Below are 15,672 nucleotides of genomic sequence, written 5' to 3'. Positions count from 1 at the left end.
CTGCTTCCCGCGCTCGACTTGCATGTATTAGGCACGCCGCCAGCGTTCGTCCTGAGCCAGGATCAAACTCTCCATAAAAGTGTTTGATTGACTCTTAATAATTTAATGTCATCGTTGTTTCCTTCTTAGTCAATCACTAGAAGAAAACCGAATTGACGACAGGCTATTTTGTTTAGTTTTCAAGGTTCGAAGTTCTATATGGTGGGCCTGAGTGGACTTGAACCACCGACCTCACGCTTATCAGGCGTGCGCTCTAACCGAGCTGAGCTACAGGCCCATATATGGAGCGGGTGATGGGAATCGAACCCACAACATCAGCTTGGAAGGCTGAGGTTTTACCATTAAACTACACCCGCAATTAAATTAAAGTTATTCACTTATAATGGCGCGCCCGAGAGGAGTCGAACCCCTAGCCTCTTGATCCGTAGTCAAACGCTCTATCCAATTGAGCTACGGGCGCTAAATGCGACAAATTCTATAATAACAAATTCTCAATGATATATCAAGTCTTTTTTGAAGTTTTTTGGTGCGGCCGAGAGGATTTGAACCTCCACGGGGATCACCCCACTAGGCCCTCAACCTAGCGCGTCTGCCGTTCCGCCACGACCGCAAGTGATGATCCTAAGAGAGTCCAAAAGAACCTCTAGCACTCTCATTAACTTTCTACTATCTATTTAAAGACATAAAAAAAGACTTAAACACAATTATTTGATTTTAAATAAAATGGCTGGGCCACCAGGATTCGAACCTGGGAATCACGGGACCAAAACCCGATGCCTTACCGCTTGGCTATGGCCCAAGAAAGTAATGGCGGTCCGGACGGGACTCGAACCCGCGACCTCCTGCGTGACAGGCAGGCATTCTAACCAACTGAACTACCGGACCGGATGACCCATAGGGGATTCGAACCCCTGTTACCGCCGTGAAAGGGCGGTGTCTTAACCACTTGACCAATGGGCCGTTTAAATTAAAATGGCGGAGAAGGAGGGATTTGAACCCTCGCGCCGCTTACGCGACCTGCACCCTTAGCAGGGGTGTCCCTTCAGCCACTTGGGTACTTCTCCATGGCTCCAGCGGCAGGATTCGAACCTGCGACCAATTGGTTAACAGCCAACTGCTCTACCTCTGAGCTACGCTGGAATATGAAATGAACTTTTCCGCTTGTTAAGGTAATTGCTTACCCCAACGCTAGATAATTATAAAATGTTTTAAGTTCAATGTAAAGTGTTTTTAAGAGAAATTTATTAAGTTCATAAGGTGCAAAAAAACGTGATTTCTAGTTTCATAATTACGTCTTAACGTTCTCTAAGTTGTTGCGACATAAAGTATAATATAACAACTTGTTTTTCATGTCAATTACTTATTAGTAAATAATTAAATGTTTTGTTTAGAAGCCGTGAAAGAACTGCTCTCTTCGTTACGGCTTTTACAATTTACCATGTGATTTATAGAACAGTCAATACTATTTTTACTTTTTCCGATCACTTATTGCAACGATCTTTCCTTTACATTTACCACATCGGTAGCGAGAAGTTTGTATCCTTCTTTTTCGATTAAACGTTAAACCGCATTTTTCACACCGATACTGATATGTCTCTTTACTCTTTTCAGAAGGAAGACGTTCACAGTAACGTGGAGAGCCTGTTTTCTGTAGCAGTTCCTTAAACTCTTTACTTCTGTGGTTGTATGGTTTTCCTTCTATATGTAAGTGATAATGACACAATTCATGTTTAACAATGCCAACCAATTCATCGATCCCTAACTCTTGTAAATACTTTGGGTTGATCTCTATTGTTTGCCTGGAAGGTACATACCTCCCACCAGTTGTTCTTAAACGTTTGTTAAAACAAACATGATGCTTATAAGGTTTATCAAAATACTTTCTTGATAATTGATCTGTTAACTGTTCTAACTCATACTGTTCCATTTCTCTTCACCCACATTAAAATTAATATACCAAACACAAAGAGCATGCGTTTGGTATATTAAGACTTCTTATTAAAAACTCGGAAGCGAACAAGCTATCTGTGCATATTATAATGACAAAACTTCTTATAAAGGTGATGTCTATGCCTAGTTGGTTACAAAACCAATTTTTAAAAGCTTATGCTTCTAAAGATATACAACAAATTAAAACGTTAAATCAATGTTGGTTCTTTTATTATAAAAAGCTTCTTAATGATTAACTAGTTACCGGAATCATCGTTAAGGCAATACGTTGCCTTTTAACGTCTACTTCATCAATCCACACTGTAACAATATCACCAACAGCGACTACATCTAATGGGTTTTTGACAAACCGGTTAGATAATTTCGAGATATGGACAAGTCCATCTTGTTTTACACCAATATCAACAAAGGCACCAAAATCGACAACATTACGTACTGTTCCTTGTAACTCCATGCCTTGTTCTAAATCCTCCATTGATAATACGTTAGTCTTTAACAGAGGTTTAGGTAGCTCATCACGTGGATCTCTATTTGGTTTCTTTAAGTCACTCACAATATCTTGTAACGTTAATTTACCAACATCTAAGCCTTCCATCAACTGTTCTATAGACCTCTCACCTATTTTTTGTCGCACTTCATCTGAACCAATTTCTGAAGTTGTTAGCTCTAACTGATCCAATAAGTCTTTGGCTACTTGGTAGCTTTCTGGGTGAATTGACGTTCGGTCTAGTGGATTTTTCCCATCTAAAATTCTTAAGAAACCGATCGCTTGTTCATACGTTTTGTTACCAAGACGTGGGACTTTTTTAATTTGCTTACGATCTGTAAACTTCCCATTCTCTTCACGGTACTTAACGATATTATTCGCAACCGTTTTGTTCAAACCTGAAATATACTGTAACAACGATGATGAGGCTGTATTAACATTGACACCAACTTGGTTAACAGCAGTTTCAACAACGAAAGAAAGCGAGTTGTTTAATTTCTTTTGGCTTACGTCATGTTGGTATTGACCTACACCAATCGATTTAGGGTCAATTTTAACTAATTCGCTAAGCGGGTCTTGAACACGTCGAGCAATTGAGACGGCTGAGCGCTCTTCTACTTGTAGGTCAGGGAATTCTTCTCTTGCTAGTTTCGACGCAGAATAAACACTAGCGCCCGCTTCATTGACGATTAAATAAGCGACATCAAGGTTATGTTTTTGAATTAATTCTGCAACAAATTGCTCTGTCTCTCGTGACGCTGTACCATTTCCAATTGCGATTAACTCGATTGGATAGTCATTTAGTGCTTTTAGAACTTTCTTTTCAGCACCTGCTACGTCTTTACGAGGTTCAGTAGGGTAAATGACGTCTACTGACTGCATTTGCCCAGTCTCATCAACGATCGCCAACTTACAACCTGTTCTAAAGGCTGGGTCCACGGCTAAAATTGTTTTACCTTTTAATGGTGGCTGAAGCAATAAGTTTCTCAAATTTTTAGCAAATATATCAATCGCATGCTCTTCTGCTTCTTCGGTTAATGACGTGCGAATATCTCGTTCTATAGAAGGCTGGATTAATCGTTTATAACTGTCTTCGATTGCCTCATTGATAATGACAGCTTCTTCAGTTTCACTATTTTTAATAACTGCTCTTTTAATATAATCGAGAATGGAATCAACAGGGGGTTCGATTGCCACTTTTAATACTTTTTCTTTTTCACCACGATTAACAGCTAGCACACGGTGTGAGGCCATACTTTTAACTGGTTCGCGATACTCATAATACATTTGGAAAATTTCTTTTTCATCTTCTGCGCCTTTTTTCAACTCTGTCGTAATAGCACCTTGTTTAAAAGTATACGAACGTATGTCATCACGGAAAGCAGGTTCATCTGAGATCCATTCAGCGATAATATCATTAACGCCTTGTAATACCGCTTCAACATCTGTGAGTTCATGTTCTTCAGAAAGATATTGCTCTGCTTCTTTCTTAACTTGAATCCCATCTTGCTCCCAGACTAGTTGTGCTAGTGGTTCCAAACCTTTCTCTTTCGCAATCGTCGCTCTCGTTCGACGCTTTTGCTTATATGGACGATATAAGTCTTCTACACGTTGAAGTTGAGTGGCGCTTAAAATATCTTTCTTCAACTCATCAGTTAATTTATCTTGCTCATCAATTAACCGAATCACTTCTTCTTTTCTATTATGTAACTGTTGTTGGTAATCATAAGTTTCTTTGATCGATTGGATTTCTGTCTCATCCAACCCTTTCGTTTGTTCTTTACGATATCTTGCTATGAAAGGAACTGTGTTTCCCTCTTCAATCATTTGAACTACGGTTGTAATTATTTCAGGTTGAATATTTACTTGCTTAGCTACTACTTGTACCAAATCATTTTGTAATTCTGCCAAAACGTTTCCTCCTAATAAATCAAACTTACATTAATATTGTAACAAAAAATCAAAAACTGTGAGCTTGTTGTTCATAAATAAAAAATGAGAGCGACTAACTCGTCACTCTCATTAATTTATTCATTATATTTCATAGCTATTAACGTTGTATCGTCGTCCATGTACTGTTCTTGTTGTAACGTAAACCATTGAATCGTTAAATCCATCGTTTGATGACTATAAAACTCTTTTGTTAGTTTGCGTTCGTTAACACCATCAGAAAACATAAAAAAAACAGAACCATTTTGTAATTCTCCATAATGGACTTTAACGGGTTTTTTTACACCTGATAGGTAGCCTGGAACAGGAATGTTTCTTCTTTTCTTTCCATGATGATCGACTGCAATTACACTGATATTCCCTACCGATACATAGGAATAAAATTGCTCACGATAATCAACACGCAATATCCCTAAAACACAGCCACGCAAGTGATGACCGAACAAAGCTTCATTTGCTAAGTGTACTAACTCATCTAAAGGTTTAGTGTAGCTGTTTTTTATGACATCAATTACAGTATCTGCAGAATTTTTCGCTACTTCACCACTACCTAAACCATCTGCCAAAGCACAAAGAAAACCATCATCCGTTTCGACATAAAAATAAGAATCACCCGAATGATAGTTGCCTTTTTTCGGTTTTTGAAAAGTAGCAATCTCCATGCGGTCTTTCTTATCAATCAAAATAAAACCTCCAGGTCTTCTTCACCCATGGAATCTCTTAACTTCCTTAATGCACGACGTTGTAATCTTGAAACGTGCATTTGGGATAAACCGAGGCGTTCGCCTGTTTCCTTCTGACTTAGATTCTCAAAGTACGTACACTTTAATATCTCTTGCTCTCGTTCACTTAATAAGGGCATAATCTTTTCGATTAATAGCTTATAATCTGTTTGTTCATAACCTTCTTCACGGTCACCGACTAAATCTAAAATAGTTACTGTACTACCATCTGCATCTGCTTCAATTTGACGATCTGCTGATAGAGCGTTATAACTTTGGCTCATCTCCATCGTTTCTAACACTTCTTCTTCTGAAGCACCTAAATAATCTGCTATTTCAGCTACAGATGGTGAACGTTGATTTTCTGTCGTTAATTCTTCGACTGCTGTTTTAATCTTCGGTCCTAATTCCTTAATTCGACGAGGAACATGAACACTCCACGTTTTATCACGAATAAAACGTTTAATCTCCCCAATAATCGTTGGTACAGCAAAAGATTCAAAAGACTTACCATATGAACCGTCATATCGACGAACAGCAGCCATTAAACCTAGCATACCGACTTGGACCAAATCTTCATGAATCTCACTATTTTTAGAATACTTCTTTGCTAATGAATGAACCAAGTTTTCGTATTTATAAATAATTTTTTCTTGCGTTTCTTCACTCTCTGGATGTTCGCGTAAATAATCAATTAGCTCGTAAATATCTTCTCCACTATTGTGTTGTTGAGATTTGGTCGTCATTTTGCCCCACCTCATTTTCGTACAAAAACTTTGTCATTAGGACGATTACGCCATGGTTATTATTAATTTCAACTTTGTCCATTAGGGCATCGATTAAGAAGAGACCAAACCCTCCTTCTCTCATATCCTCAATTGACTCTTTTTCATCATACGGACCGATTTGTTCTTTCACTTCTTTCAGATCAAAGCTACCTCCACGATCAGCAACCATAACTTCTAACCGATCTTCATATAACCCGAACCCAATTGTCACTTCGCCGGTTCCTTCTTCGTAATAAGCATGGTTTACTGCATTGGTTATAGCTTCAGAAGTCGCTACTTTCAAATCTTCTATTTCTTCATATGAAAAACCCATACGGTTTGCAACCCCAGAAATGGTTAACCGCAAAACACCAACGAATTCAGACTTTGCGGGCAGCTTCATCTCTACGAAATCAAATGCTTGCTTCATGACAATCCACCCTTAATTGTATTTTCAATATTAATAACTTCATTAAGACCTGTAATATTAAACAAACGATAAACGTTCTCTTGTAAGTTGATTAATTTAAAGTTATGATCTTTCTCTTTTGAAAGCTTTAAGGCACTAATAAAAACACCTAAGCCAGTACTATCCATATAACTTACTTTTGTTAGATCAACTTCAACACTTTCTTTCTCCTCAACTAAAGTTAAAAGCTTCTCTTTTAATTGAGGTGCTGTATAGGCATCAATTTCACCTGATAGTTTTAACATACCATAATTGCCTTCTTGATGATCATCAATGTGTAAGTTCATTGTGCATCCCCCATTCTACTATACTTTAGAGCATATACCCGCAATTTCAGGTCGTTAAACACTTAAACTTGTATTTCTTTTCATAACTACTAGTGTAAAGTCATCCCTAAGCTGAAAGTCTTGTAATCGCTCAAAATATTTAAATACATGATCTACAATTTCTTGTGAATTTAAATGTTCATGTTCTTTAATTATATTTAACACTTCTTCTTGTTCGATAAAGCGTCCATCCACTCGGCATTCTGTCACACCATCTGTGAGCAACACGATTAAATCCCCTTCAAAAACGGATGTGTTAAGTTGTTCATACTTAACTGCGCTCTCAACACCGAGTAACAAACCTTTAGCATCTATCTCTTCAAATTCTTTCGTCTCATTCCTTAAAATAAAACAAGGTTCATGTCCTGCAGATGCATAGTAAAACTGATGTGTATATACGTCATATAAACCATAAAACATGGTAACAAACATACCTTGTTCCACATTTTTATTAACAACACGGTTTAATGAGTCTAAAATCCATTGTGGATAGATTTGGTTCTCCGAGAAACTTTCCATCGCGAATTTAATCATCGACATACAAAAAGCCGCAGGAATCCCTTTCCCAATCACATCAGCTATCGCAACCCCGACATTACCTTGTTCGTCTTTAATAAAATGATGATAATCACCGTTCATCTCTTTCGCTGGTACAGACTTCACACCTATATCAATTGCATTTGTTTTAGGGACTGACGTTTTAAGCAACGTGTTTTGCATGTTAGCTGCTACACCAATCTCAGATTTTAACTCGATCTGTTTCTCACGCAAAACTTGATGCTCTTGATAAGCTAAGCCATACGAAATCATCGTTTCGATTAAAAATTTAAAGGAACCTTCTATTTGTTCATGAAGATCAGGGTAAATATCTTTCAAGGCTTGATAGTGAACATTAACAATTTCATCCGGAGAGATATTTTGTTGAATTGATTGCTTACTAAACTGTTCAGCTTGATAAAGAATCGCTTCATCCTTCGTCTCCAAATATTTCGATAGTAAGTCTTTATAATCTTGCATATCTGTTTGTAACGAACTCAATTAGTACCCCTCCTATAGCCGGGCCCACTTGATGGTGGTTACCTTAGTGCCTTCTCCGTCTGATACTAAGTCAAATTCATCCATCAGTCTTTTAACACCTGGTAAACCAGCACCTAAACCACCAGAAGTGGAGTAACCATCTTGCATTACAGCGCTTAGGTCATTTATGCCTGGACCTTTGTCTTTCGCAACTATTTTCAGACCTACTTTAGGTAAGTCATACAATTCTTCGAAGGTAATTTCCCCTTCTTTTGCATACAAATATATATTGCGAGCCAACTCTGATATAGCAGTAGCAATTCTAGCTTGGTCAACAGAGCCAAAGCCGAGTTCTTGTGAGAGTTGCCTTCCCGCTTGTCGAGCACCAACAATATCCCATTCTTTTTTAATAGCGACAGAGGATACCGTTTCTTTCATCACTTCTCCTCCAATTCTTGTCTTAGCTTAATAATACCTTGCTCTAAATCCAGTGCAGTTGGTACCTCCTTTAAATAAATACCGAGTTCGATCAACGTCATCGAAACTGCTGGCTGTATGCCTGTGAAGACTACCTTTGCCCCCATTAAATCAGCCATTGATACTACGTCCCCAAATACTTTAGCGATAAATGAATCGACAACCTCAACTGATGTCAAATCAATAACAACACCCGTTGCTCCTGTTTCATGAATTTTACTTAACAAGTCTTCTTGAAATTGCATCGCTGTTTGGTCATCTAACTCTATTTGAATTGAAACTAATAAATAATTATGCAACTTTAAAATAGGTACACGCACAGTGATTACTCCTTCCCAATCGAATCTAGAATTTCTTCGACGTCTTCTCTTTTATTTTCGCTCGTAATAATTTGTTTATCTGTAAGTTCTAAGGCAGTCTCAAAACCTTTCTTGAGTGAACTTTTAGTTGGGAACTGACTTAAGTCAATTCCTAAGTTAACGATCGTTTGGGCGATTTCTGGGCGAATGCCTACTAAGATACATGTTGCTCCTAGTAATCTAACTGCTTCTGCAGCTTGTATAATATGGTGCGCTACCATCGTATCAACGACAGGGACACCTGTAATATCGATTAAAACAACGTCCGTACGGTTTTTAACGACTCCGCTAAGCAAGTTTTCCATAATTAGCTTGGCACGGTCTGTATCAATCGTTCCAACTAATGGCATAACCGTTATCTCATCCATAACTGGAATTAATGGTGCTGACAATTCTTCTAAGGCCAATTTTTGTAAGGAAATAATGTTATTCCAATTAGCTGAGTATTGATTCATGAGTCTCGTTTTTAATGGATCAATCCACTCGTTGATGCCATCCATTACATATATAAAGTCTTCTTTGTTTTCTGTTCCTTGTTGATCTAAAACAAATTTAATACTTTCAGTTCTGAAAATTTGTAAGCCTTCAGTAATGTAACCAAACGGCCATCCTAGGTTAACTACTTTTTCAGCAAAATCATCTAAGTTCTCTAAGTTTGCTCCACCTTCTTTCAAACTAGAAATGATGATATCTGCGAATTCATGATTCATTTGCTTAATCATATCATCTGATATTGTTGAACTATAATCTTGCAACGAATGATTTCCTTGCTTTTCAACCCACCTGCTAACAATCTCATCACTATTTTCTAATACAAGCTCTTTTAGGTTCATACGAATGACGTACCTCCATATAATTATGTTATCTACAATTTACCACTTCATTTGACTTATTTCTACTTAATTTGTCAGAAAACTTCAGCATCTTATTAATGATGGTTTTATTATAGTGTATAATGGCAAAAATATAAAGTAGAGAGGAGCATATCCCCCTTATTTAAGACGAAAAGACCACCTTTTATCATATGTATTATACATACTCATAAAAGGTGGCCTCTTGATCACTACTATAAATCTAATAACCCAAGACTAATTTGTAACGCATCGTCTACTTGACCCATTAAGTATTCGTCTAGCGTTGTAATCTTATCAGTTAATCGTTGTTTGTCGATCGTTCGAATCTGTTCTAAAAGAATAACAGAATCACGCTCAAATTCGTATTTTTCAGCATCAATTTCGACATGTGTCGGTAATTTTGCCTTTTGAATTTGAGCAGTAATAGCAGCAACGATCACTGTTGGGCTAAATCGGTTTCCTATATTATTTTGAATAATAAGAACTGGGCGAACACCGCCTTGTTCAGAGCCTACCACGGGGGTCAGGTCTGCGTAGTAGACGTCGCCTCGTTTAACGTACAAGTTAATTACACCCCACTCACTAAGCGCTCTAGAGTGGTTTCAGCCTCCTCTTCAGCTTGGAAAGCTTCAGATGCGATATCTAAGTTGATATTCCTCATTTCTACATAACCACGGCGCATCTTTTCTTTAATTTTACGTTTCTTTTCTTCTTTCACATAGCTATTAATAGCATGTAGAATGAGCTGTTGGCGATTATCTACATCTTCCTCATTCTTAACCAATTCATCGCACTCATTCAGTAAAGACATCGGTAATTGAACAACTACCTCTTTCGAAGAATCTGACATCCTTACACCCCCAACATTTTACGAACAACAAATCTAAAAACATCATAACATCATTCGCTAAGTTTCGTAAAGGAAAATCTTTATCAAAATATTATTGTGTCGCTATTTCTAGCGTTTTTTAATCAATATAAACCCTTGGAACTCGTTCATTAATCATACAAGGAATCTCATAATTAATCGTTTCAAGATGAGTTGCGACATCATCTGTCGAAACGGTTTCATCGCCATACTCACCTATAATAACCACTTTCGTATCAATAGGTTTAGGCTGGTCTAACTTCACCATAAATTGATCCATACAAATTCGACCTACAATAGGATATTTCTTACCATCAATTAATACGTGGAATCCTTGTAACTTTCTAATCCAACCATCCCCATAACCTAAAGGGACTGTACCAATCCATTCATCTTCTTCAGCGGTATACGTTGCTCCATAGCTAATTGTATCACCTTTATTTATTTTCTTAACATGTGTTAATTGACTCATTAATGAAAATGCTGGTTTTAATGGGATACCAGTTTCAAGCTTAACGAGTTGAGACGGGTATAAACCGTACATACCAATACCAAACCTTACAGCATCATACATGGAATCTGGAAAACGCATAGCCCCAGCAGAGTTACCCAAATGCACTTCTATCTTATTCGGGACATTGTCTTGTAGAAGTTTTACAGACTCTTTAAAAAGCTCAAACTGCTTTGCAAGGTGAGGTTCGTTATTTTCATCGGCGGTTGCTAAATGTGAATAAATCCCTGTTACTACCATAGTTGTCGATTTTAGCTCTTTTAATACATCATACGCTTCTTCTTTCGTTCTTATACCTAAACGGTTCATTCCTGTATCAAATTTAATATGAATATTTAACTTAGAAGTTAAGTGTTTAGAAGCTTCCATTACCCATTCTTTTTGAAAAACGGTCACAGTTAAGTCATGATCGGCTGCTATTTGAGCATCACTTGGACGAATTCTCCCCAACACTAGAATCGGAACATTTGGGAAACTTTCACGTAACCTTAGCCCTTCATCGAGTAAAGCCACTGCTAACTTATCAGCTCCCGCTTCTAATGCAGCTTTAGCAACTTGAACATCACCGTGACCGTATGCGTTTGCTTTAACAACCGCATAAACTGACTTAGGTAAAGGATATACCTTCTTTATTTGTTTGACATTATATTTTATTGCATTTAAATCAACTTCTGCCCACGTATCTCGATAAAATTGTTGCACCATGTCTGACCTTCTTTTCTCACTTTTTATTAAGCTTTCTTTATATTATCTATTTCTACCACAAGGCATGTCAAATATCCATTCGACTTGTGATCTACTTATTTGACGCAAAAGAAAAATGCCCAAAGAGTACCTTGGGCATCTGATTGCAATTATTTAAATATTGCTTTTCATTATTTCATCATTTGAGATTCTACTGATTGTGCGATTTGAACCATTTCATTAACTGTTAATGATTCGCTCGCTAGGACAAAACGCATTCCATCTAACTCCCACTCTAATGAATTGTTCGTTAAATGACCTACAGCAAAACCTAAGTCGACCATGTCACCGCCAGCATGGACTGGAACCATTAAGCTTGTAGGGTATGAATCGAATTTCTCCTGTACGAGTGTAAATGGCTTTTCACCTTCATATGAGAGAATGACTCGCTCACCATCTTCAAAGTCTACTACTTCCTCGCTAGTAGCCTCTACACCTTCAGGTACAAACGATGGGAAGTAAACTTCCATATCGCGATCTTCTAACTCTGTCATCGTTGGTACACTCACTGCACCTTCAGCTAAGTTTTGTTCAGTATCAAACTCTTCGTCACTTATCTCTACATCAAATTCAAATGATGTGAAATCGACCTCAACGATTGTTTCACCGTTGTGGTCTTGAACTCTAACTAATGCCGGGTCATAGGATCCTTTGTGGAAGTACACTTCCTGGAAAGGTAACTGTTGATTACCTTTATAGTTTGTCTTCACTTTAAAGACATAATAGTTATCAGTCATTTGGAACTCTCGCTCACTATCGTTGATAATGTCACTGACAAGCGAGGTGTATAAGTATGGTTGGCTATGTTGTTTTGGCCAGTCATTTTGGAATTTGTAACTCTTATTGATCGAAGGAGTTAAAACAAATACACCTTCATCGTTACGCAAAATGACTTGATTACCTTGTTCATCAGCCATGTTATTCATAACAACTTTGAAATAATCTTCTTTTTTGTGCCAAACATCAATTTGATATTGTTGTGATTCTTCCCCAGTCGTCATTGTCATCTCTGCAGAAGCTTTGAAACTCGACATGTCAGCTACTTGGTCATCAAGTGATTGTAGAACATCGTCTACAGTCTCTTCTCCACATGCGGTTAAAAGAACAGCGGTTAACATAATGGATAAGAAGAGAAATAATTTTCTTTTCATTTGGACAACTCCTTCGTCTCAATTTTTCATTGCTTGTTTACTATTTGAACAAGCGATCTATTCAGTTGCGGTGACAATGTGCACATCGGACCCTTTTTGTTACCCGCAATACACTATATGAGACAAGGAGTATGAATATGCAGACTAGCTATTAAACTTGTTCAATAATTACTTGAGCTACTGCATAAGCGTCACTATGGGAAATTGATATGTGCGTCCCTGATTGCTTTTGTCCATTTAAATTAACGTGTGGTTGTCCTTTTTCATTTGATAAAATTTCAATAGATTGAAAAGACAGCTCTTCTCCAATACCACAACCGACTGCTTTACTATAAGCTTCTTTGGCTGCATAACGACCAGCTAAAAATTCCATCTTTCTTCGATCATTTTGATAACTATGATACTTATGTAGCTCACGTTCAGTTAAAACTCTTTTAGGAAATCGTGGTTGCCTTTCTACTAATTGTTTTATTCGATCAAACTCTGTAATATCAATCCCAGTTCCTGTAATCATGTTATGGCCTTCTTTCTTATTGCAAGTTTTCGCAAAGATTAGTATTCTTAAAGGAAATATGTACATTATAAGTGAGGCGTTAAATCATGTTTTTTATACGCACAGAAAGCTTCAAAGAATACTTACGTTTTTATCCTGTTATTTCAACGATCGCCGTTATACATATCATTATATTTTTACTCGTTAATATTTCAGCCGATCTTCGTGACCTATTAAGTGGTTGGAATTTTGCTATTATATACTTTGACCAGTATTGGCGTTTAATTACGTCGATCTTCGTTCATGTTGGACCGGAGCACTTATTATTTAATACGTTTAGTTTAATTTTATTCGGTCCTGCACTAGAAGCGATGCTTGGACGTTTTAAATTTATTTTAGCATATTTAGGCGCAGGAATAATTGCGAACTTTGCAACGCTATTTTTAGCATCTCTTGAAACAGCAAACATCGGTGCTTCTGGTGCCATTTTCGGTTTATTCGGCATATACTTATACTTACTGTTCATGAAACCTGAGCTAATAGATTCAAACAGTAGGCAAATCATAGTCGTCATTGTTATTGTAGGATTATTCCTTACATTCAGACCAGGCATTAATATTTTTGGCCACATTTTCGGCTTAATCGGTGGCCTTGCACTAGGACCTATTCTATTTGCGAGATATAAAGGCAAAACTCGAATTTAAGAGTAGGAGGATAGGAGTGACAGTATGAACAACAAACAACTTGCACCATATATAGCTATTGCCATTGGCGTTATAGCCGTATCGACCTCAGCGATATTCGTTCGTTTAGCTGATGCTCCTTCATCGATTGTCGCTAACTATCGTTTATTGTTAGCTGTATTGATCATGCTTCCTTTAATACTTTGGAAGCATACAGGAGAATTTAAACATATATCGCGGCGTGATTGGTGGTTTTCCGCTGCGGCTGGTGTATTTTTAGCTTTACATTTCATCTTATGGTTCGAATCACTTAACCATACATCAGTTGCAAGTTCTGTTGTGTTAGTCACAACCCAACCTATATTTGCTTTTATAGGTACATACTTATTTTTTAAAGAAAGATTTACAAGCGGGGCTGTTTTAAGTATGATTATCGCCTTTACTGGAAGTGTCATTATCAGTTGGGGCGACTTTCAAATTAGCGGCATGGCTCTAGTCGGAAACTTCTTAGCATTAATGGGTGCAATAGCCATTACTGGTTATTTCTTGTTTGGACAAAATGTACGAAAACGTGTTTCACTAATGACATATACTTTTGTTGTATATGGCGTTAGTTCCATCACGTTAATCTTATATAATATCGTCTTAGGAACATCTTTTACTGGTTACAGCGGAGAAACTTGGATGTACTTTTTAGCGTTAGCGATCATCCCAACCTTCTTCGGCCACACATTGTTTAATTGGGCGATTAAGTGGGTAAGTGCATCTACAATTACAATGGGCGTTTTATTTGAACCAATCGGCGCTTCCATTATGGCTTATTTTATTCTTGGAGAAATTGTAACTTGGTCCCAATTCTTAGGTGGTTCGATTGTCATTGTCGGTCTAATGTTATTTATCATTAGTACATCAAAAAAGAGGAAAATAAAAGTTATTAACGAAACATAGTTTATATAAAAATTTTTTATAGAGGTGATGGTATGGGTATTCAATTTATGGTCGATGGCGGAGCAGATTTACCACAAGGCTTTGCAGAGAAATTTAACATTAAAGAAATCCCGTTGAACATTCATTTTAACGATGGGGTGTACAAAGCAGGAGTCGAACTAACAACAGATCAGTATTACGAGAAGTTTAATGCGATGGAAGACATTCCTAAAACTTCCGCTCCAAGTCCCAATGATTTCTATGAAGCATTTAAAGAGGTGGATACTAACACACCTATTTTACTGCTTTCTTTAACTAAAAACTTAAGTGCAACTTATCAAAATGCTGTCATTGGAAGAGACATGATTTTAGATGAAGAACCAGATCGTGAAATAGAAATAGTTAATACGAAAACAGCTTCATGTGGTGTTACTCTATTACTCAATGAAGCTATTAAAATGAAACTTAAAAATGTTGATTTTCATGAAATAGTTAATCAAACGAAGGAAAACGTCGAGAAGACAGTTACACTGTTCTCTTTAAAAACTGTTGAAAACTTAATTAAAGGTGGCCGCCTTGATAAATTCCGCGGTACGATTGCTAAAACTTTAAACATTAAATTGTTAATGAAAGCGTCAGATGAAGGGGAAATTGAGGTCACTGAAAAGATACGCGGAGAAAAGAAAGCATTACGCCGCTTAATTGAACAAATTGGTGAATATTCAAAAACACTTGAAGGTAAAACAATTGTCATGTCACAAGGTAATTGTGAAAGTAGAGCTCAAAAATTAATGAGTCAAATCAAAGAACAATATAACCAAGAGGAAGATTACACGGTCGAAATGGGACCATTAGTTGCTAATTATGCTGGTGAAGGCGGAATAGTTATTTCATTTTTAGAAGATGATCAATAAATA

Annotated in this window: 19 protein-coding genes, 9 tRNA genes and 1 rRNA gene; 4 read left to right on the top strand and 25 right to left on the bottom strand. The window is 37.2% G+C overall.

Annotated elements, in window-relative coordinates; genetic code table 11:
- From J2R98_RS13965 to J2R98_RS13915, 11 genes are all read right to left on the bottom strand, one after another.
- A 16S ribosomal RNA gene (locus tag J2R98_RS13965) occupies nucleotides 1-78 on the bottom strand; the annotation flags it as partial.
- A 121-nt stretch (nucleotides 79-199) separates the two neighbouring features.
- Nucleotides 200-277, bottom strand: a tRNA-Ile gene (locus J2R98_RS13960).
- 5 nt (nucleotides 278-282) lie between these two features.
- Nucleotides 283-356, bottom strand: a tRNA-Gly gene (locus J2R98_RS13955).
- A 27-nt stretch (nucleotides 357-383) separates the two neighbouring features.
- A tRNA-Arg gene (locus J2R98_RS13950) sits at nucleotides 384-460 on the bottom strand.
- A 64-nt stretch (nucleotides 461-524) separates the two neighbouring features.
- A tRNA-Leu gene (locus J2R98_RS13945) sits at nucleotides 525-610 on the bottom strand.
- A gap of 114 nt (nucleotides 611-724) precedes the next feature.
- A tRNA-Gln gene (locus J2R98_RS13940) sits at nucleotides 725-799 on the bottom strand.
- A gap of 9 nt (nucleotides 800-808) precedes the next feature.
- Nucleotides 809-885 (bottom strand) — tRNA-Asp (locus J2R98_RS13935).
- A 3-nt stretch (nucleotides 886-888) separates the two neighbouring features.
- A tRNA-Glu gene (locus J2R98_RS13930) sits at nucleotides 889-960 on the bottom strand.
- Nucleotides 961-973: 13 nt separating this feature from the next.
- Nucleotides 974-1,064, bottom strand: a tRNA-Ser gene (locus J2R98_RS13925).
- A 1-nt stretch (nucleotide 1,065) separates the two neighbouring features.
- A tRNA-Asn gene (locus J2R98_RS13920) sits at nucleotides 1,066-1,140 on the bottom strand.
- 328 nt (nucleotides 1,141-1,468) lie between these two features.
- On the bottom strand, nucleotides 1,469-1,927 hold the full coding sequence (locus J2R98_RS13915) for a SprT family protein (RefSeq protein WP_307070027.1): 459 nt from the start codon (nucleotides 1,925-1,927) through the stop codon (nucleotides 1,469-1,471).
- 142 nt (nucleotides 1,928-2,069) lie between these two features.
- Here J2R98_RS13915 and cmpA point away from each other — a divergent pair, with 142 nt between their 5' ends.
- A complete protein-coding gene (cmpA, locus tag J2R98_RS13910; protein ID WP_146818593.1) occupies nucleotides 2,070-2,186 on the top strand; it encodes a cortex morphogenetic protein CmpA in 117 nt (38 codons plus the stop codon).
- Here the strand turns inward: cmpA and J2R98_RS13905 are convergent.
- From J2R98_RS13905 to acpS, 14 genes are all read right to left on the bottom strand, one after another.
- Nucleotides 2,183-4,348 (bottom strand): Tex family protein, encoded by a 2,166-nt coding sequence (locus J2R98_RS13905; RefSeq protein WP_307070025.1) that lies wholly within the window; start codon nucleotides 4,346-4,348, stop codon nucleotides 2,183-2,185. The two genes, cmpA and J2R98_RS13905, sit on opposite strands and share 4 nt — an antisense overlap.
- 116 nt (nucleotides 4,349-4,464) lie before the next feature.
- Nucleotides 4,465-5,070, bottom strand: coding sequence for a SpoIIE family protein phosphatase (locus J2R98_RS13900; protein WP_307070023.1), 606 nt, complete (start codon nucleotides 5,068-5,070; stop codon nucleotides 4,465-4,467).
- Nucleotides 5,067-5,855 (bottom strand): RNA polymerase sigma factor SigB, encoded by a 789-nt coding sequence (sigB, locus tag J2R98_RS13895; protein ID WP_307070021.1) that lies wholly within the window; start codon nucleotides 5,853-5,855, stop codon nucleotides 5,067-5,069. The genes J2R98_RS13900 and sigB overlap by 4 nt, the downstream gene beginning before the upstream one ends.
- On the bottom strand, nucleotides 5,827-6,306 hold the full coding sequence (gene rsbW / locus J2R98_RS13890) for an anti-sigma B factor RsbW (RefSeq protein WP_307070019.1): 480 nt from the start codon (nucleotides 6,304-6,306) through the stop codon (nucleotides 5,827-5,829). Before rsbW ends, sigB begins: the two co-directional genes overlap by 29 nt.
- Complete coding sequence (locus tag J2R98_RS13885) at nucleotides 6,303-6,632, bottom strand: STAS domain-containing protein (protein WP_307070017.1); 330 nt, start codon at nucleotides 6,630-6,632, stop codon at nucleotides 6,303-6,305. Before J2R98_RS13885 ends, rsbW begins: the two co-directional genes overlap by 4 nt.
- A 54-nt stretch (nucleotides 6,633-6,686) precedes the next feature.
- Nucleotides 6,687-7,709: a PP2C family protein-serine/threonine phosphatase gene (locus J2R98_RS13880; protein WP_307070015.1), complete on the bottom strand. Its 1,023-nt coding sequence runs from the start codon at nucleotides 7,707-7,709 to the stop codon at nucleotides 6,687-6,689.
- A gap of 12 nt (nucleotides 7,710-7,721) precedes the next feature.
- On the bottom strand, nucleotides 7,722-8,126 hold the full coding sequence (locus J2R98_RS13875) for an anti-sigma regulatory factor (RefSeq protein ID WP_307070013.1): 405 nt from the start codon (nucleotides 8,124-8,126) through the stop codon (nucleotides 7,722-7,724).
- Nucleotides 8,126-8,485, bottom strand: a complete 360-nt coding sequence (locus J2R98_RS13870; RefSeq protein ID WP_146818575.1) for an STAS domain-containing protein — start codon at nucleotides 8,483-8,485, stop codon at nucleotides 8,126-8,128. The genes J2R98_RS13875 and J2R98_RS13870 overlap by 1 nt, the downstream gene beginning before the upstream one ends.
- A gap of 5 nt (nucleotides 8,486-8,490) precedes the next feature.
- Nucleotides 8,491-9,357: an RsbT co-antagonist protein RsbRA gene (gene rsbRA, locus J2R98_RS13865; protein ID WP_307070010.1), complete on the bottom strand. Its 867-nt coding sequence runs from the start codon at nucleotides 9,355-9,357 to the stop codon at nucleotides 8,491-8,493.
- Nucleotides 9,358-9,590: 233 nt separating this feature from the next.
- Nucleotides 9,591-9,941, bottom strand: a complete 351-nt coding sequence (locus J2R98_RS13860; RefSeq protein ID WP_017186894.1) for a type II toxin-antitoxin system PemK/MazF family toxin — start codon at nucleotides 9,939-9,941, stop codon at nucleotides 9,591-9,593.
- Nucleotides 9,942-9,946: 5 nt separating this feature from the next.
- Nucleotides 9,947-10,228, bottom strand: coding sequence for an antitoxin (locus tag J2R98_RS13855; RefSeq protein ID WP_307070006.1), 282 nt, complete (start codon nucleotides 10,226-10,228; stop codon nucleotides 9,947-9,949).
- Nucleotides 10,229-10,346: 118 nt separating this feature from the next.
- Nucleotides 10,347-11,462 carry an alanine racemase gene (alr, locus tag J2R98_RS13850; RefSeq protein WP_307070004.1) on the bottom strand — a complete coding sequence of 372 codons (1,116 nt, stop codon included), beginning with the start codon at nucleotides 11,460-11,462 and terminating at the stop codon, nucleotides 10,347-10,349.
- A gap of 170 nt (nucleotides 11,463-11,632) precedes the next feature.
- A complete protein-coding gene (locus tag J2R98_RS13845) occupies nucleotides 11,633-12,652 on the bottom strand; it encodes a LolA family protein (RefSeq protein ID WP_307070002.1) in 1,020 nt (339 codons plus the stop codon).
- A 151-nt stretch (nucleotides 12,653-12,803) separates the two neighbouring features.
- Entirely contained in the window at nucleotides 12,804-13,166 is a 363-nt protein-coding gene (gene acpS / locus J2R98_RS13840) for a holo-ACP synthase (protein ID WP_307070001.1), read from the bottom strand.
- Nucleotides 13,167-13,252: 86 nt separating this feature from the next.
- Here acpS and J2R98_RS13835 point away from each other — a divergent pair, with 86 nt between their 5' ends.
- Genes J2R98_RS13835 through J2R98_RS13825 form a run of 3 tightly spaced genes read left to right on the top strand, consistent with a single transcriptional unit; the run spans nucleotide 13,253 to nucleotide 15,669 of the window.
- Entirely contained in the window at nucleotides 13,253-13,849 is a 597-nt protein-coding gene (locus J2R98_RS13835) for a rhomboid family intramembrane serine protease (protein WP_307069999.1), read from the top strand.
- A gap of 24 nt (nucleotides 13,850-13,873) precedes the next feature.
- Nucleotides 13,874-14,776 carry a DMT family transporter gene (locus J2R98_RS13830; protein ID WP_307069997.1) on the top strand — a complete coding sequence of 301 codons (903 nt, stop codon included), beginning with the start codon at nucleotides 13,874-13,876 and terminating at the stop codon, nucleotides 14,774-14,776.
- Between the two features lie 32 nt (nucleotides 14,777-14,808).
- The gene (locus J2R98_RS13825; RefSeq protein ID WP_307069995.1) at nucleotides 14,809-15,669 is read left to right on the top strand and encodes a DegV family protein; all 861 of its coding nucleotides are present in this window, start codon (nucleotides 14,809-14,811) and stop codon (nucleotides 15,667-15,669) included.
- Nucleotides 15,670-15,672 lie beyond the last annotated feature (3 nt).

The organism is Alkalibacillus filiformis (genome assembly GCF_030814115.1).
Taxonomy (GTDB): Bacteria; Bacillota; Bacilli; order Bacillales; family Alkalibacillaceae; genus Alkalibacillus; species Alkalibacillus filiformis.
This window is presented reverse-complemented; position numbering and strand designations above follow the sequence as displayed.

Excerpts from the sequence above, each read along its gene's own strand:
- J2R98_RS13915 (WP_307070027.1), bottom strand. The coding sequence starts at position 1,927 with ATGGAACAGTATGAGTTAGAACAGTTAACAGATCAATTATCAAGAAAG.
- cmpA (WP_146818593.1), top strand. The coding sequence starts at position 2,070 with ATGCCTAGTTGGTTACAAAACCAATTTTTAAAAGCTTATGCTTCTAAA.
- sigB (WP_307070021.1), bottom strand. The coding sequence starts at position 5,855 with ATGACGACCAAATCTCAACAACACAATAGTGGAGAAGATATTTACGAG.
- rsbW (WP_307070019.1), bottom strand. The coding sequence starts at position 6,306 with ATGAAGCAAGCATTTGATTTCGTAGAGATGAAGCTGCCCGCAAAGTCT.
- J2R98_RS13885 (WP_307070017.1), bottom strand. The coding sequence starts at position 6,632 with ATGAACTTACACATTGATGATCATCAAGAAGGCAATTATGGTATGTTA.
- J2R98_RS13875 (WP_307070013.1), bottom strand. The coding sequence starts at position 8,126 with ATGAAAGAAACGGTATCCTCTGTCGCTATTAAAAAAGAATGGGATATT.
- rsbRA (WP_307070010.1), bottom strand. The coding sequence starts at position 9,357 with ATGAACCTAAAAGAGCTTGTATTAGAAAATAGTGATGAGATTGTTAGC.
- J2R98_RS13855 (WP_307070006.1), bottom strand. The coding sequence starts at position 10,228 with ATGTCAGATTCTTCGAAAGAGGTAGTTGTTCAATTACCGATGTCTTTA.
- alr (WP_307070004.1), bottom strand. The coding sequence starts at position 11,462 with ATGGTGCAACAATTTTATCGAGATACGTGGGCAGAAGTTGATTTAAAT.
- J2R98_RS13845 (WP_307070002.1), bottom strand. The coding sequence starts at position 12,652 with ATGAAAAGAAAATTATTTCTCTTCTTATCCATTATGTTAACCGCTGTT.
- acpS (WP_307070001.1), bottom strand. The coding sequence starts at position 13,166 with ATGATTACAGGAACTGGGATTGATATTACAGAGTTTGATCGAATAAAA.
- J2R98_RS13835 (WP_307069999.1), top strand. The coding sequence starts at position 13,253 with ATGTTTTTTATACGCACAGAAAGCTTCAAAGAATACTTACGTTTTTAT.
- J2R98_RS13830 (WP_307069997.1), top strand. The coding sequence starts at position 13,874 with ATGAACAACAAACAACTTGCACCATATATAGCTATTGCCATTGGCGTT.
- J2R98_RS13825 (WP_307069995.1), top strand. The coding sequence starts at position 14,809 with ATGGGTATTCAATTTATGGTCGATGGCGGAGCAGATTTACCACAAGGC.